This is a genomic window from Pseudomonas chlororaphis (assembly GCF_001921865.1).
Classification (GTDB): Bacteria; Pseudomonadota; Gammaproteobacteria; order Pseudomonadales; family Pseudomonadaceae; genus Aquipseudomonas; species Aquipseudomonas chlororaphis_D.
The window spans coordinates 39,612-56,272 of the sequence record NZ_MSCT01000015.1; the positions used below are offsets into that span (position 1 = coordinate 39,612).

Annotated in this window: 10 protein-coding genes and 2 pseudogenes; 9 read left to right on the top strand and 3 right to left on the bottom strand. The window is 59.8% G+C overall.

Features of this window, described 5'->3' with window-relative positions; translation table 11 throughout:
* Positions 1-391: 391 nt before the first annotated feature.
* The 9 genes and pseudogenes from BTN82_RS17605 (at position 392) to BTN82_RS17640 (ending at position 12,606) form a co-directional block, all read left to right on the top strand.
* Complete coding sequence (locus tag BTN82_RS17605; RefSeq protein WP_009041653.1) at positions 392-910, top strand: Hcp family type VI secretion system effector; 519 nt, start codon at positions 392-394, stop codon at positions 908-910.
* A 134-nt stretch (positions 911-1,044) separates the two neighbouring features.
* Complete coding sequence (gene tssI, locus BTN82_RS17610; RefSeq protein WP_075117253.1) at positions 1,045-3,087, top strand: type VI secretion system tip protein TssI/VgrG; 2,043 nt, start codon at positions 1,045-1,047, stop codon at positions 3,085-3,087.
* On the top strand, positions 3,077-3,820 hold the full coding sequence (locus BTN82_RS17615) for a DUF4123 domain-containing protein (RefSeq protein WP_075120403.1): 744 nt from the start codon (positions 3,077-3,079) through the stop codon (positions 3,818-3,820). The genes tssI and BTN82_RS17615 overlap by 11 nt, the downstream gene beginning before the upstream one ends.
* Positions 3,817-8,649 carry an RHS repeat protein gene (locus BTN82_RS17620; RefSeq protein ID WP_261792995.1) on the top strand — a complete coding sequence of 1,611 codons (4,833 nt, stop codon included), beginning with the start codon at positions 3,817-3,819 and terminating at the stop codon, positions 8,647-8,649. The genes BTN82_RS17615 and BTN82_RS17620 overlap by 4 nt, the downstream gene beginning before the upstream one ends.
* 1 nt (position 8,650) lies before the next feature.
* Positions 8,651-9,001, top strand: coding sequence for a hypothetical protein (locus tag BTN82_RS17625; RefSeq protein WP_075120404.1), 351 nt, complete (start codon positions 8,651-8,653; stop codon positions 8,999-9,001).
* 481 nt (positions 9,002-9,482) lie between these two features.
* Positions 9,483-9,758 carry a hypothetical protein gene (locus BTN82_RS17630; RefSeq protein ID WP_075120405.1) on the top strand — a complete coding sequence of 92 codons (276 nt, stop codon included), beginning with the start codon at positions 9,483-9,485 and terminating at the stop codon, positions 9,756-9,758.
* Between the two features lie 89 nt (positions 9,759-9,847).
* Positions 9,848-11,524 (top strand): annotated as a pseudogene (locus BTN82_RS17635) (RHS repeat-associated core domain-containing protein); the annotation flags it as partial.
* A gap of 382 nt (positions 11,525-11,906) precedes the next feature.
* Positions 11,907-12,257, top strand: coding sequence for a hypothetical protein (locus tag BTN82_RS31150; protein ID WP_148169588.1), 351 nt, complete (start codon positions 11,907-11,909; stop codon positions 12,255-12,257).
* Positions 12,258-12,331: 74 nt separating this feature from the next.
* A pseudogene (locus BTN82_RS17640) lies at positions 12,332-12,606 on the top strand (hypothetical protein).
* 258 nt (positions 12,607-12,864) lie between these two features.
* On the opposite strand, the gene BTN82_RS17645 reads toward BTN82_RS17640, so the two are convergent.
* From BTN82_RS17645 to rpiB, 3 genes are all read right to left on the bottom strand, one after another.
* Positions 12,865-14,427, bottom strand: coding sequence for a TerC family protein (locus tag BTN82_RS17645; RefSeq protein ID WP_075120406.1), 1,563 nt, complete (start codon positions 14,425-14,427; stop codon positions 12,865-12,867).
* 431 nt (positions 14,428-14,858) lie between these two features.
* Complete coding sequence (locus BTN82_RS17650) at positions 14,859-15,839, bottom strand: sugar-binding transcriptional regulator (RefSeq protein ID WP_075120407.1); 981 nt, start codon at positions 15,837-15,839, stop codon at positions 14,859-14,861.
* 109 nt (positions 15,840-15,948) lie between these two features.
* Complete coding sequence (gene rpiB / locus BTN82_RS17655; RefSeq protein WP_075120408.1) at positions 15,949-16,410, bottom strand: ribose 5-phosphate isomerase B; 462 nt, start codon at positions 16,408-16,410, stop codon at positions 15,949-15,951.
* Positions 16,411-16,661 lie beyond the last annotated feature (251 nt).

Sequence of the window (16,661 nt, forward strand, 5' to 3'; positions counted from 1 at the left end):
CGGGAATGATAATCAGCCGCGGGATTGAAAGCTTTCAAGCAAAACTTAATCAGCCGGGCCGTAGCCCGGGTATCGAATGGATGCCCCATCGTCAGGGTGCGCAAGAAGTTGCGCAGTGGTTTTCCCGAAATGGTCCCTGAAAGCGCTACAGGCCTTTTAATCAAAGGCCTCCAGCCAAGTGCGCAAGAAGTTGCGCAGTACTGCGCAACTTCTTGCGCACTTTCCCTCTGCCCCTTCCCTTCAAGCAGGGTACGAGAACCCAGCAACGACGCTACACGCCACGGTTTATAAAGCTAAAGGAACTTGTGGCACGCTCCTTGATACCCCTAAGCGCACCCACCGGACGATTCGTCCCACCGGGCACCTTTTATTTTCAGCAAGGAGAGCATCCATGGCTACACCAGCGTATATGTCCATCACCGGCACCAAACAAGGCCTGATCACCGCCGGTGCCTTCACCGCTGACTCCGTTGGCAACACCTACCAGGAAGGCCACGAAGACCAGGTCATGGTTCAAGGCTTCCAGCACGAAGTGATCATCCCGCGCGACCCGCAGTCCGGCCAGCCAACCGGCCAGCGCGTACACAAGCCAGTGGTCATCACCAAGGTGTTCGACAAGGCTTCGCCCCTGCTGCTGGCAGCCCTGACCTCCGGCGAGCGTCTGACCAAGATCGAAATCCAGTGGTACCGCACCTCGGCTGCCGGCACCCAGGAGCACTACTACACCACCACCCTGGAAGACGCGATCATCGTCGACATCAAGGACTACATGCACAACTGCCAGGACCCGGCGAACTCGCACTTCACCCACCTGGAAGACGTGCACTTCACCTACCGCAAAATCACCTGGACCCACGAAGTCTCCGGTACTTCCGGTTCCGACGACTGGCGCTCCCCGGTCGCGGGCTAAGTCCGGCCGACCGTTACACCGACATCGGCCAGCTCTGCTGGTCGATGTTGTTTACGCCATAAGGGATTTCTTGCGTTCGTCGGCGCCCGCTCTCAGGCCCGGCCCACGCTGCAGTACTGCACGAGGAACAAGGGATGTTCGCGCCGGCCAATCAGACCCATTTCAGCCTCACTGTCGAGGGGCTGGAGAATGACCTCCAGGTCCTGTCCTTTACCGGGCGGGAAGCCATCAGCCAGCCGTTTGCCTTCGAGGTGGAACTGGTCAGCGCCCAGGCTGCCCTGGACCTGGAAAGCCTGCTGCACAAACCGGCCTTCCTGCAGTTGGCCCCCAACGGCACCGGCATCCACGGGCAGATCTACCGCGTCGCCCAGGGCGATTCCGGCAAGCGCCTGACCCGCTATTCGGTCACCGTGCGCCCGCACCTGGCCTACCTCGCGCACCGCATCAACCAACGCATCTTCCAGAACCTCACGGTGCCGAAAATCATCGGCCAGGTCCTCGAAGAACACGGCATTCAAAGCGACGCCTACGAATTCAAGACCGGTTCGATCTATCCCGAGCGCGTCTACTGCGTGCAGTACGATGAATCGGACCTGCATTTCATCCAGCGCCTGTGCGAGGAAGAAGGTATCCACTACCACTTCCAGCACAGCGCCGAGAGCCACAAAATCGTCTTCGGCGACGACCAGACGGTGTTCCCCAAACTCGCTCCCGTGGCCTACCAGCAAGACTCCGGCATGGTCGCCAACGACCCGGTGATCAAGCGTTTCGACCTGCGCCTGGAAGCCCGTACCAGCCGCACCACGCGCCGCGACTACGACTTCGAAAAACCGCGCCTGACCCTGGAGAGCGACGCCAAGAGCGAGCTCAAGCCAGACCTCGAGGACTACGACTACCCGGGCCGTTTCGTCGATCGCGAACGCGGCAAGCACCTGGCCAAGCGCGCCCTGGAACGCCACCGCAGCGACTACCAACTGGCCGAAGGCAAGAGCGACCAGCCGCTGCTGGTCAGCGGCCATTTCCTGGCCCTGAGCGAACACCCCAAGGCCAAGTGGAACGACCTCTGGCTGCTCACCGAAATCGTCCACGAAGGCAAGCAGCCGCAGGTGCTGGAAGAGTCGGTGACCAGCGACACCACGGCCCTGAAGGACGACTTCCACCAGGGTTACCGCAACCGCTTCCAGGCCACCCCCTGGGACGTGCCGCACCGCCCGCCGCTGGCGCACCCCAAGCCGCGCATCCTCGGCAGCCAGAGCGCGGTGGTCACCGGCCCCAAGGGCGAGGAGATCCACTGCGATCAATACGGCCGGGTGAAAGTGCAATTCCACTGGGACCGCGAAGGCCAGTCCGACGACAAGACCAGCTGCTGGCTGCGCGTGTCCTCGGCCTGGGCCGGCGCCCAGTACGGCGGCATCGCCATCCCGCGGATCGGCATGGAAGTGCTGGTGACCTTCCTCGAGGGCGACCCCGACCAGCCGCTGATCAGCGGCTGCCTGTACCACAAGGAAAACGTCGTCCCCTACGAGTTGCCGGCGAACAAGACCCGCAGCACCTTCAAGACCCTGAGCAGCCCCGGTGGCGGCGGCTACAACGAGCTGCGCATCGAGGACAAGAAGGGCCAGGAACAGATCTTCCTGCACGCCCAGCGCGACTGGGACGAGAACGTCGAGCACGACCAGAAGATCCGCGTCGGCAACGAACGCCACGACACGGTCGAGGCCAACAGCTACAGCGAGTTCAAGGCCGAGGAACACCACACCGTGCACGCCGACCGCAAGGTCGAGACCCGTGCCAACGACCACCTCACCGTCGGCGCCAACCAGCACATCAAGATCGGCACCGGGCAGTTCATCGAGGCCGGCCAGGAAATCCACCTCAATGCCGGGCTCAAGGTGGTCATGGAAGCCGGCAGCGAACTGACCCTCAAGGGCGGCGGCAGCTTTATCAAGCTCGACGCCGGCGGCGTGACCATCAACGGCGCGGTGGTCAAGGTCAACTCCGGCGGCGGCCCGGGCAGCGGCTCCGGCGCCGCCCCGCTGATGCCCGGCGTGCTGCAACAGGCCGACGCCGACAAGGCCGGCGCCCTGCTGACCCCGGCGCAGATCAACACCCTCAAACGCAACGCGCCGTTCTGTGAAGAGTGCGAAAAGTGCAAGGACGGTGCCTGTGCCCTCTGATCGCCTGACACCCCAAGCCTGGCTCGCCCGCCAGCCATTGCACGCCGACGAACGCCTGTACCTGGTCGCCAGCAACGCCAGCGACGCCGACCCGCTCAAGGACTTCTACCAGAGCGAAGGCGCCAGCGGCCTGACCGCGATCTGGAGCGGCACGCCCTACGCCGACTGGCAGCCGGTAATGCCCTACCTCGCCGAACTCAAGCCGACCTCCGCCTTCCTCGACTGGATCGCCGCCACCGACGCCGACGACTGGGGCTGGCTGGCCGTCTCCAGCTGCGAGCCGCTGGTGGTGTTCGAGCATCTGCGCAGCCTGACCCAGGTGAAGATGCCGGACGGCGCCGAGGTGTTTTTCCGGTTTTGGGATGGGCGGCATATCGGGCCGATTCTGCAGGGGTTGGGGGATGGCGCCCCACAGGTTCTGCCAGTGTTTGATCGCTACCTGATCAATGGGCAGGCGCTGGATATCGGCCAGGGGGTGGTCAAGCCGCCGAAGCCATTCCCCTGGTGGGAAGTGCCCGAGGCGTTGCTCAAGCAACTTACCCAGGACGACCCGAGTACCGTCATCGACAACATGATGCAGTGGCTGCAGGAAGAGCATGCCGAGCTGTATTTCTCGTTCCCCGAATCCAACCTGCGGCAGAAGGTGGCGCGTTTCGTAAAACGCACCCCGCTCACGGAAGAAAATTACACCGGGCTGCTGAAAGCCCACTTGGAAAATGAGGTGGCTGCATGAGCATTTTGATAGGGGAGATCGTCGGTACCCTGACGGCTAAACAACCGGATGCTCAAGCCATCATCCGCGACTTCAAGAAGTGCCTGGCCGACTACCGCGCCCACGCCGAAGCCTGGTACGGCGGCGTACTGGACGCCGAGCAGCAGTTCAAGGTCGGCGACGAAGTAGCCACTCAAGACAAGGACAGCAAAAGCAGCGCCGACCTGTACGCGAACTGCCCGGCCAACGGCAAACTCAAGCTGGTGCACAGCTTCGAGTCCGCGCGTTTCGTGCCGATCGGCAATACGCCAGTGCGTCTGGTGCCTGTGGTCGACGGCAGGCTGTACGGCAAGAACGAATCCGGTGAGGCCATCAACCTCACCATCGGCCCCAGCGGCATCAAGGAAGTCACAGGGCTCAAACCCAACCAGCAATACAAGATCACCTTCTTCCCCAATCCGACCCGCGCGCAGATCGACTCGTTGTTCAACTCTTATCAGGGTGTGATCGGCGAGCTGGGCGGCTGGCTGCAAACCGAATGGAGTACCGACTTCCTGCCGCTGTGGCAGGCCCACGGCAACGCCTCCATAGGCGGTCGGGCGTTACAGGAGCTGGAGTCGGCCTGGAAGGGTTTTCTGAAAGCCATCATGGGTTTGTGGGGCGATATCAAGAGCCTCTACAACCTGGTGGCCCACCCTCGAGAAAACTACGAAAAACTGAAGAAGTTTTTCACCGAGGAAGAAATCAAGAAGATCTACAACGCGTCGAAAAGCGCTATCCAGACTGCCCTGCTGATTGCCAGCGACGAACCCCTGATGTGGATCTACGTGTCCGCGATTGTCGCCTGGGTGAAGATGCTGCCGCCGCAAACCTGCACGGAAGTGCTGGCCGAGCTGACCACTGAAGTACTGCTGAACATCCTGATCGGTATCGTGCTCACCGGCGGTATCGGCCTGGCCGTACGGGTCGGCACCAAAGCACTCAAGGCCACGCAAAACGGCGGCAGGGTGCTGAAGCTGATCGAAGAATTCACGTCCATGCTGATGCGGATCAGCAGGAAAAACGCGACCGGTCATGCCGACACGGCCAAACCGTTATTGCTCAATGGCAATGCGGCATTGAGCCCCGGGCGCAAGGCCACGGTAGAGATCGCGCCACCCAAACCGGCAGCGACGGCTACACCGCCCAAGGGGAAACCGAAAGTCACTGGCGGCACGGTAGAGACCGATGCGCAGATTCAGGCACGCAGCAAGAAAAAGCCCGCCACCCGGGTCGAACAGAAAGAGCCGGTCAACGACACACCCAAGCAGTCCACCAACCCGGCCGACCAACCGGCGCAGTGCAAGACCAAAACCCGCTGCGAAGGCGACCCCATTTCGATGGTCACCGGCGAGGAACTGCTGACCCTCAGCGACGGCGAACTCGACGGCCTGCTGCCCCTGGAATGGACACGGCTGTATCGCACCAGTGCGGTGGAAATCGACAACCGCCTGGGTTTCGGCTGGAGCCACTCGCTGTCTCATCGGCTGCAAATCAACGATGAAGGCGTGCTCTGGACTGACGACGAAAACCGCCAGACCCAATTTCCGCTGCCGAATGAACAGCGCCCAGCCATCACCAACAGCCTGGCCGAGGCAGCGATTTTCCTGGGCGATGCGCCAGGCGAACTGATTCTGACCCAAGCCGGTCAAGGCTCGCGCTTTTACCACTTCCGTGGCGGGCGCCTGACCACCATCAGCGATGCCTACGACAATCAGCTGCATATCAGTTATGACCTGGTCGACCGCCTCCAGCGCATCGACAATGGCGCCGGTCGCTGCCTGTTTTTGCGTTACGACGACCGCCATATCGCCGCGGTGGACTATCAGCAACAACGCCCCGACTACAACGAACAGGGTGAGCGCCAGGAGCCCTGGGTAACCGTCCAGACCCTGGTCAGCTATCAGTACAACGCACGTAACCAGCTGGTCAGCGCCACCAATGCCGTGGGTGAAATCGAACGCTATCGCTATGACGAGCAGCACGTCATCCAGGAACGCCAGCTGGCCGGTGGTGCGAGCTTTTCCTGGGAGTGGGAACGCCAAGGCAAGGCAGCCCGTTGTATCCGCCAGTGGTCCAACATCGCGCAAATCGATGCGCGTTATGTGTGGGACGACCAAGGCACAGTCACTGTTATCAATGCCGACGGCAGCGAACAGATTTATGTGCACGATGAAAATGCTCGCTTGGTCAGCGAAACCAGCGCGGATGGCGCCGAAACACAGAAGGCCTATGACGAAAAAGGCCGACTGATCGCAGAGAAAGACCCGCTCGGCGCGATCACCGAGTATCACTACAGCGAAGCCGGACGCCTGATGGCGGTCGTTCCTCCAGAGGATGAACCGACCCAGTACAACTACTTCGACGGTCAGCTCATCGAAGTGAGGCGCGGCCAGGCGCAGTGGAAATACGAACGTAACGACCAGGGCGACATCACCCAACAAACCGATCCCCACGGTAACGAAACCCACTACCGCTACGACCGCCAGGGCCGCCTGCTGGACATCCAGCACCCCGACGGCAGCCGCCACCAGTTGGGCTGGAACGGCCTCGGCCAACTGCTGGAAGAACGCCTGCCCGACGGCGGCCAGCGCAAATACCGCTACGACGCCCTGGGCCGGCAGATCACCCGCCAGGACGAAAGCGGCGCCATCACCCAGTACCAGTGGGACGCCGCCAACCGCCTGGCGCAGATCACCCTGCCCGGCGGCGCGACCCGCGCCTTCAGCTACAACGCCTACGGCAAAGTCACCGCCGAACGTGACGAACTGGGGCGCGTCACTCGCTACGAATACGCCGACAACCTGCACCTGGTCAGCCGCCGCATCAACCCCGACGGCAGCCAGCTGCGTTATCGCTACGACAATGCGCGCCTGCTGCTCACCGACATCGAAAACGAGCGCGGCGAGCAGTACCACCTGGATTACTACCCCAACGGCCTGATCCAGCAGGAAACCGGCTTCGACGGCCGTAGCACCGCCTACGCCTACGACCTCAACGGCAAGCTGCTGAAGAAAACCGAATTCGGCGACGACGGCAGCGAGCTGGTCACCGAATACCAGCGCGATGCTGCTGGCCGGCTGCTGGTGAAAACCCTCGCCGATGGCGAAGAGATCCACTACAGCTACGACGCCCTCGGGCGTCTGGTGAATGTCGACGACGGCCACTGGCCGCTGGCCTACGAATACGACCTGCAAGACCGCCTGATTACCGAACACCAGGGTTGGGGCACCCTGCGCTACGAGTACGACAAGCTCGGCCAATTGAGCCACTGCCGCCTGCCCGACGGCAGCAAACTCGACTATCGCCACGCACCCGGCGGGCAGCTGAGCAGCATCGACCTCAACGGCTCGCGCCTGACCAGCCACCAGTTCGACGCCGGCCGCGAACAGCAACGCCAGCAAGGCCTGCTGCTCAGCCAGTACCAGTACGACGAACAAGGCCGCCTGCAGGCCCACAGCGTCAGCCAGCAACAGCACGGCCAGCAGCAACGCAACCTGTTCCGCCGCGCCTACGCCTACGACGCCAACGGCAACCTCGCCGGTATCGACGACAGCCGCAAGGGCAACCTGCGTTATCACTACGACCCGCTGGACCGCCTGATCAACGTCCGCGGCGCCATCCCGGAAAGCTTCGCCCACGACCCGGCCGGCAACCTGCTCGGCCAGGGCGATCAACCCGCAGCCAACCTGGCCAACGTCAAAGGCAACCGCCTGCTGATGCAAGGCGACCGCCATTATGATTACGACGCTTTCGGCAACCTGAGTCGTGAACGCCGTGGCGCAGGGCAGAAATTGGTCACCGAATACCAGTACGACTGCCAGCACCGGCTGATCGGTGTGAGCCTGCCGGGCGGCAGCACAGCGACCTACAAGTACGACGCCTTTGGCCGACGCATCGGCAAGACCGTCGATGGCCGTACCACCGAATTCCTGTGGCAAGGCGAACGGCTGATCGCCGAAAGTGGTGAAAATCGCTATCGCAGCTATATCTACGAACCAGATACTTTCCATCCCCTTGCCATGCTCGACGGCGAAGGTCCACAGAAGGCCGAGCCTTACTATTATCAGCTTGACCATCTCGGTACCCCACAGGAACTGACCGCATACAGCGGTGAAATCATGTGGTCGGCGAAGTACCGGGCGTACGGGAACCTGGCAGCGCTGGACGTTTCGGAAATCGACAATCCGCTGCGCTTTCAGGGTCAATATTTCGACACCGAAACCGGGCTGCACTACAACCGCCATCGCTACTACAATCCAAGCAGCGGACGGTTCTTGACCCCGGACCCGATCAAGCTAGCGGGGGGATTGAACAACTACCAATACGTGCCTAACCCTACGGGGTGGGTGGATCCGCTGGGTTTGACGTCTGACTGTCTTGGTGCGGTTACTGCTAATCGGGAGGAAATAATTGGTGGTTTAGGTGAGGTTGTTCAACCTCAAATGAAAGCAATACATCAGTTAGACGAAAATGCATTAGTTGGATTCCGAGGCAGCTTGGCTCGTGGGTTCAAAGGACCACACAAAGGTAACGTCCCATTTGACCCTTCAGATTTTGATGTTGACGCTTTTATAGTTAGTGACAAGCTTGCCTCAAGATTCGGGAAACAGCAGCACTTTAGGAGTGGCTCTCGCATTAGTGAAGTCTCAAAGGCCCAAAAGCAAATTGAAATCGAGCTAAGACAGCGCCCAGAGTTCTCCGGACTTAGAAACGAACGATTTACCTTCCGTATATTTACACAGAAGGAAATTGAAAAGCTCCAAGCGAAAGCTGACTCTCAAATTTTTTTCATTAAACCAGGAAACTAGTATGAACACCGAAGCCTATAGAGAGTTTGCAGATATCGGCTTAACCCCAATCGGCTCACTGGAAAATACGGCCACTATTCTCGGAAATGTTCTTGGCATTACCTTTAAGCAAGACAACGAAGGCACATATGACGAATACCCGGCTTTTATAGCAAGTACACCGACCCTTAAATATGCACTTTTAGGGGTTCCGCTACCTGAAGATGACTTGCGTGACGAGCAATCTAACGAGTTCAATTTACTAGTTAGCTCTATAGACGATGATTCAGACTACCCAGAAATCGACATATCAGAACAGTTAATCAGTCAATTGATGAAAAGCGGAATCATGCAGTGCTGGAAACTTAACTAATGTAGTAAGAAACTGCTCCTGCCGCGATGACGCCCGAGAAAATAGATATCACCCGGGGGACGATGAAGTAAAAACGCCCCCATACCTTTCGACTACAGCGAGCCTGCAATCACAACCAATACTCCAACTGTTCCCAGTCAATACGTAGAGAAGAAACTTCAAGCGCCTACAAAGTTTTTTCCTACAGAACAAATCGACTTCTGCCAGCTTGTAGCTCCCTCTCTACCCAGATAGCATCTTCGAGTCGCTGCAAAAACAGTGACCGGTTTTGACAGACCGAATATGATCGAGGCATGCAAATGCCGCTATGTGAACAGCCGGCATTTTTTGTGCCTGCCGTTCCTTTATATGGCGGCTGTGCGTGGGGCACCTTTGCGTGCGCCGGGCTCCTTGATCCTCGGTCTGTCAACCCGCGTACAGCTGCCACCCAACTTGTTTGACAGCGAGTAGTGGCTGCTCCATTTGATCAAGGAGCTTCACCATGAATCGATACATGCCCATCACCGGCATCGACAATAACTTTCCTTCGCTGCTGATCGACACACAGGCTCCTATAGATGTGTTGCACGATACTGCTGCTTATCGCATCCGATGCGTAACCCAGCTACTCGAAACAATCTCTCTAACCGAAAACTTCCACAACGACCCGCTACTGCTACAAGACTTGTCACGAGTAATCGTCATTCCACTACGCGACGGCTGCGACCTGATGGATGTCATCGGCCGCAGATTGCAGGATCAAGTTCTGAACGCTTAAACCCGTTCTTTAAAAATCAGGATGTCATATCAGCGCAGCGTGACGACCTGCGCTGACCTCTAACGGTAGCTGACGCCCTCAACCAGTAGATCACCCTGCCCGGCGGCGCGACCCGCGCCTTCAGCTACAACGCCTACGGCAAAGTCACCGCCGAACGCGACGAACTGGGCCGCATCACCCGCTACGAATACGCCGACAACCTGCACCTGGTCAGCCGCCGCATCAACCCGGACGGCAGCCAGTTGCGCTACCGCTACGACAACGCGCGCCTGCTGCTCACCGACATCGAAAACGAGCGCGGCGAGCAGTACCACCTGGATTACTACCCCAACGGCCTGATCCAGCAGGAAACCGGCTTCGACGGGCGCAGTACCGCCTATGCCTACGACCTCAACGGTAACCTGCTGAAGAAAACCGAATTCGGCGACGACGGCAGCGAGCGGGTCACTGAATACCAGCGCGATGCCGCTGGCCGTCTGCTGGTGAAAACCCTGGCCGATGGCGAAGAGATTCACTACAGCTACGACGCCCTCGGGCGTCTGGTCAGCGTCGACGACGGCCATTGGCCGCTGGCCTACGAATACGACCTGCAAGACCGCCTGATCACCGAGCACCAAGGCTGGGGTACCCTGCGCTACGAGTACGACAAACTCGGCCAATTGAGCCACTGCCGCCTGCCCGACGGCAGCAAGCTCGACTATCGCCACGCCCCAGGGGGGCAACTGAGCAGCATCGACCTCAATGGCTCACGCCTGACCAGCCACCAGTTTGACGCCGGCCGCGAACAGCAACGCCAGCAGGGCCTGCTGCTCAGCCAGTACCAGTACGACGAACAAGGCCGCCTGCAAGCCCACAGCGTCAGCCAGCAACAGCACGGCCAACAGCAACGCAACCTGTTCCGCCGCGCCTACGCCTACGACGCCAACGGCAACCTCGCCGGTATCGACGACAGCCGCAAGGGCAACCTGCGTTATCACTACGACCCGCTGGACCGCCTGATCAACGTCCGCGGCGCCACCCCGGAAAGCTTCGCCCACGACCCCGCCGGTAACCTGCTCGGCCAGGGCGATCAACCGGCCGCTAACCTCGCCAACGTCAAAGGCAACCGCCTGCTGATGCAGGGCGACCGCCACTACGACTACGACGCTTTCGGCAACCTGAGTCGCGAACGTCGCGGCGCGGGCCCCGAATACCAGTACGACTGCCAGCACCGGCTGATCGGCGTTAGCTTGCCGGGCGGCAGCACCGCCACTTATAAGTACGATGCCTTCGGCCGGCGCATCGCTAAAACCGTCGATGGCCGCACGACCGAGTTCCTGTGGCAAGGCGAACGGTTGATCGCCGAGAGCGCTGAAAATCGCTATCGCAGCTATATCTACGAACCCGGCACCTTCCGCCCGCTGGCCATGCTCGACGGCGAAGGCCCAACCCAGGCCACGCCGTTCTACTACCAGCTTGACCACCTCGGCACTCCGCAGGAATTGACCGCTTATAGCGGCGAGATCATGTGGTCGGCGAAGTACCGGGCGTATGGCAATCTGGCCGCGCTGGCTGTGGAGGAAATCGACAATCCGCTGCGTTTCCAGGGCCAGTATTTCGATACGGAAACCGGGCTGCACTACAACCGCCATCGCTACTACAATCCGAGCTCTGGACGGTTCTTGACGCCGGACCCAATCAAGCTGGCGGGGGGATTGAACAACTACCAGTACGTGCCTAACCCTACAGGGTGGGTGGATCCGTTGGGATTGAACGGGGAGTGCCCGGGGGGAGATGATTGCAAACCAAATGCTGGTGAAGCCCCAACAGCGAAATCAAAGGTGGATGAGGGTGATGCAAAGCCCATTAATCCTTATGATGAAAATATATTTGGCCATGCGTTTACCAAGCATGGACAAAACAACACAGAATTTTTGAAGCGCCGCTCTGCTGCTATGGGACGTGCAAATGGCCAATGGCTAGACGATGCTGCCGCTGCTGAGTTTATCAATAGCGTTCCGGGAACTGGGACTATAGTTGTCGATCTACCGTCACATGTCCCTGCTCGGTTAATAAACCCAGATGGTACTTTTACCCTTATTTCAAAAGCAACTGTCGTGAGAAAGGGAAATGGCAAGTTGATTACAGCATTCCCAGGGGAGAACTAATATGGAATATTATGGAGCTTCAGCTAGTGAGCGAGAAGCTGTATCAACGCTTCTGGGGTTACCGTTAGAAGAAATGGGGCAAGATTGGGAGTTCACTCTATCAGACCAAAAACTAGTAGCTCCCGCAATCAAAACCCTATTATCGATGGATAACAGCTGGGGAGTTCGTGCCGCAATTGCATGCATATTAATTTCTAGCGTGTATGAGTACTATCGAGACGAAGCACAAGACCACCCTCTACGTGAAGAAGCCATATCAGCCTTAAGCAAGGACAAGACCATATTAGATGCGATGCGCTTATTTTGGCTAGGGGATGACAACAACTACATAAGCAAGATGCTCTCCACTTAATTAATTTTAACCTGCGCCCTTAAGCCTTTGAAAGTGATGCCTGCAGCTTCTGAAACTGACCCAGGAGATCATCTATGCCTCGCTATCTGCCCATAACCGGTATCGACAATCACTTCCCTTCGCTACTGATCAACACGCAGACACCTATAGATGTATTGCACGATACTGCTGCTTATCGCATCCAATGCACAGCCCAACTACTTGAAACAATTTCTTTAACTGAAAACTTCAACAACGACCCGCTACTGCTACAAGACTTGTCACGAGTGATCGTCTCCCACTCCGCGACGGCTGCGACCTGATGGATATCATCGGCCGTAGATTGCAGGATCAGGTTCTGAACGCTTAAACCCGTTCTTAAAAAATCAGGATGTTCTATCAGCGCAGCATGACGACCTGCGCTGACTTTCGACGACAATCAGCGCAACGCCCTGGGCCGGCAAATCACCCTGCCCGACCGCGCAACGCGCGCCTTCAGCTACAACGCCTACGGCAGCCCTAACCGTGAACACCGTGACGCTGGGCAAACTTTTTCGCTGTATCCCAAGATTCCGTGAAGTCTCCTAAAAAAGCCGGACTCGCATCCGGCTTCCTGTCCCGCCCTGGCTCAGGCGGCGTCTTGCTTGCGCAGCAGCACCCGCGTCACCCGCCGTTCCTCGACCGTCACCACCTGCAACGTCCAGCCTTGCCATTGCAACCGGTCGCCGATCACCGGCAAGCGGTCCAGCAGGCTCACCACCATCCCGGCGAGGGTCTGGTAGTCGGCGGTCGGTTCGGCGTCGAAGCCGGTCCGCTGGCGAATCTGCGTCAGGTTCAGCGCGCCGCTGACCATGAACCCGCCTTGCTCCTCGACAATGTCCGGGCCCTCGATTTCGCTGGCGTCCGGCAGCTCGCCGGCGATCGACTCGAGAATGTCGGTCATGCTCAGCACGCCGACGAAATCACCGAATTCGTTGATCACGAAAGCGATGTGGGTCGAAGCCTTGCGCATCTGTTCCAGGGCGTTGAGGATCGAGAAGCTGTCCAGCAGGTTGATGGTGGTACGCGCCAGGTTCGCCAGGTTCGGCTCGTTGCCGGCCAGGTATTCCTTGAGCAACTCCTTCTTGTGCACGAAGCCCAGGGGCTCCTCCACCGCGCCGTCGCGGATCAGCGGCAGGCGCGAATAAGAGGAATGCATCAGCGCGTTGCGAATGGCCTCGGCGTCGTCCGCCAGGTCGACATAGTCGACGTCGGCGCGCACGGTCATCAGCGTGCGGATCGGCCGCTCGGCCAGTTGCAGCACGCCGCTGATCATCACCCGCTCGCGGCGGTCGAACAGCTCGGCGCTCGGCGCTTCGCCGTTGTCCAGCAGGTCGGCGATCTCTTCGCCGACCTCCTCCACCGCCAGGCCGCGACCGCCCAGCAAGCGCAGCACCGCATGGGCCGTGCGCTCGCGCATTGGCCGCAGGCCCTGCATCGACTTCTTGCGGCGGGCGCGGGCGATCTGGTTGAACCCCTCGATCAGGATCGAGAAGCCGATGGCCGCGTACAGGTAGCCTTTGGGGATATGGAAGCCCAGGCCTTCGGCGGTCAGGGCGAAACCGATCATCATCAAGAAGCCCAGGCACAACATGATCACCGTCGGGTGGGCGTTGACGAAACGAGTCAGCGGTTTGCTGGCGACGATCATCAGGGCAATGGAAATGATCACCGCGATCATCATCACCGCCAGCTCGTCGACCATGCCCACGGCCGTGATCACCGCGTCCAGGGAGAACACCGCGTCGAGCACCACGATCTGCGCGACGATCGGCCAGAACAGCGCGTAGGCGGCATTGCCGGTGCGCTGGCTGACATGGCCTTCGAGGCGCTCATGCAATTCCATGGTGGCCTTGAACAGCAGGAACACGCCGCCGAACAGCATGATCAGGTCGCGGCCGGAGAAGCTCTTGCCGAACACCTCGAACAGCGGCGCGGTCAGGGTCACCAGCCAGGAAATGCTCGCCAGCAGGCCCAGGCGCATGATCAGCGCCAGGGACAGGCCGATGATCCGCGCACGGTCGCGCTGATGGGGCGGCAACTTGTCCGCCAGGATCGCGATAAACACCAGGTTGTCGATGCCCAGCACCAGCTCCAGCACGATCAGGGTCAACAGGCCAAGCCAGGCCGTGGGATCCATTATCCATTCCATAAGAACGACTCTATCTCTCTAGTGAATTCAGACAGCCGGGAACGGCAAGGCAAGGCTGGAAGGCCTTTGAACGGCGAACGCAGGTAAACGCCCAACGGTCGCGACGACCGGGGACGACGTTTGGAAAATAGCAGGTTTGGCGTAACAGCCGCGCCTTATGACGAGCGCAAGGCAGCGCGAGGCGGGTCGAGCGGGGAAAAGTCGAGGCGTCCGGGAATGGGGACGACTGGGAGGCTCCGAGAGGGTGTTCATGCAAGTCCTGTGAAGAAAAACGGACTTGAATCCTACAACCCCTCGGGAAATTTCCTGTAGCGGGAAATCATTTCAAAATTTTATTCGGCGGTGTCCGGACCCTTGCTATCGCGAGCAAGCTCGCTCCTGCAGGAGCGCTGCGCTTGCTCGCGTTCGATCGCCAGTTCCGCCTACGGACATTAGCTTCTGCGCGTCGCATCGTCCAGCGCGAGAATGGTGTGGGCATTGGTCACGGTGGTCGCCAGGGTGTTGATCACCCCGGAGCGCAAGGCGCCGAGGGTCGCGGCGGCCTTGGTGTTCTCGCTGGCGATGGCCACCACGTCGGGAATGCGTACCAGCTCTTGCACGGTCAGGCCGATCACCCGGCCCTGGATGGCGTTGACCGCCGGCTGGCCGTGAATATCGATGAAGTCGTAGCCCATCATGTCGCCCACGGTGCCGGACAGCCGCGCCTGGGCAATTTCCTGGGGCGAGAACCAGCCCATGCGGACCATGTTGCTGTTCTCGCTCATGTCGCCGATGCCGATCAGCGCGATGTCGGCGCGCCGGGCGCGGTCCAGGGTCGAGCGCACGGTGTCGTTGCTGATCAGCACGCTGCGCAACTCCGGGTTGGCCACCAGCGCCGGGGCGTAGAGGGTTTCGCTTTCCGCGCCGAAACGCAGGGCCAGGCGCCGGCAGATGTGATCGGGGTTCATGTACTCGCCGGCGCGCAACGAGCCGCCGATGGCGCAGACAAAGGTGCAGTTGCGGGTCACCGGCAGGAACACGTTGTCGGCCACCGCGCCGACGTTGCGGCCCATGCCGACGGCGACAATCATGCCGTCGCCCAGGGTCTTGTTCAGGTAGTTGGCCACCAGGCTGGCCACCGCCGAACGCTGGGTGTCGGGGTCGCTGTGGTCGACCGCGATCAGTGCCCGGTCCAGCTGGAAACGCTCCACCAGCGTCTGCTCCAGCTCGTTGTTCATCGCCGGATGCTGCAACACCCGGACCTCGACTATGCCTTCGTCCCGGGCGCGCTTGAGCAGGCGGCTGACCTTGGCCCGAGACAGGTCGAAGCGCTTGGCGATGGCCTCCTGAGTGACGTTCTCAAGGTAATAGAGCATCGCCACCTCGGTCATCAGATCGATGTCGCTGGCTCCGCGCGGGGTACTGTCACTCATGTGGACTGGCTTCCGTATGGGCATCAAAGGCGCATTCTCTCTAGTCGACGCCGGTCGCGTCTACCACCGCTTCGCCCATGCGGGCAGCGGGCTGCGAGCAAGCCGGCGACTACGACTGGCCATCGCGTTCGATGGCGTTGATCCGCTCGACCTTGGCCCCCGAGCGCGCGGCCTCGAACTCCGATTCGAGGAACGCCTTGACGATGCTCTTGGCCAACTCGGGCCCCACCACCCGCGCGCCGATGGAGAGAATCTGTGCATCGTTGCTCTTGCGTGCGCGCTCAGCCGAATAGGTGTCGTGGGCCTGGGCCGCGCGGATGCCCAGCACCTTGTTGGCCGAGATGGCCATGCCGATGCCCGTCCCGCAGACCAGCACCCCCAGGCGGTGCTGCCCGGCGCTGATGGCCGTGGCCACCGCCAGGGCAATGTCCGGATAGAGCACCGGCTCCAGGGAGTGGGTGCCGAAATCCGCCACCGGATGGCCCAGGGTCTCGATATGGCGCTTGAGCAACTCCTTGAGCTCGAAACCCGCTTCATCACATCCGATGGCCACCGAAAAGGCTGCGTTCATGGCATTTCGCTCCGCTGTCTGGGTAAGAGCACGAATGATCAAATGATCAATTACTGAAACTTTGTTCAGTCATTTCTCAAGCATTCACCCCCTCGCTGTCAAGCAGGATTTACCTGGCGACCAAGACAAAGCCCTATACAAAGGGCTTAAAAGCGACAACAACCGTCGACACAGATTTACGGCGAAAGAGATTGACTGATCAGAATTTCATTTGATACACATATGATCACAGCGAAACATGACTCTGCGAC

Bases quoted from the DNA above. Each gene is read 5' to 3' on its own strand.
- tssI (WP_075117253.1), top strand. From the start codon at position 1,045: ATGTTCGCGCCGGCCAATCAGACCCATTTCAGCCTCACTGTCGAGGGG.
- BTN82_RS17620 (WP_261792995.1), top strand. From the start codon at position 3,817: ATGAGCATTTTGATAGGGGAGATCGTCGGTACCCTGACGGCTAAACAA.
- rpiB (WP_075120408.1), bottom strand. From the start codon at position 16,410: ATGAACGCAGCCTTTTCGGTGGCCATCGGATGTGATGAAGCGGGTTTC.
- BTN82_RS17630 (WP_075120405.1), top strand. From the start codon at position 9,483: ATGAATCGATACATGCCCATCACCGGCATCGACAATAACTTTCCTTCG.
- BTN82_RS17605 (WP_009041653.1), top strand. From the start codon at position 392: ATGGCTACACCAGCGTATATGTCCATCACCGGCACCAAACAAGGCCTG.
- BTN82_RS17625 (WP_075120404.1), top strand. From the start codon at position 8,651: ATGAACACCGAAGCCTATAGAGAGTTTGCAGATATCGGCTTAACCCCA.
- BTN82_RS31150 (WP_148169588.1), top strand. From the start codon at position 11,907: ATGGAATATTATGGAGCTTCAGCTAGTGAGCGAGAAGCTGTATCAACG.
- BTN82_RS17650 (WP_075120407.1), bottom strand. From the start codon at position 15,839: ATGAGTGACAGTACCCCGCGCGGAGCCAGCGACATCGATCTGATGACC.
- BTN82_RS17645 (WP_075120406.1), bottom strand. From the start codon at position 14,427: ATGGAATGGATAATGGATCCCACGGCCTGGCTTGGCCTGTTGACCCTG.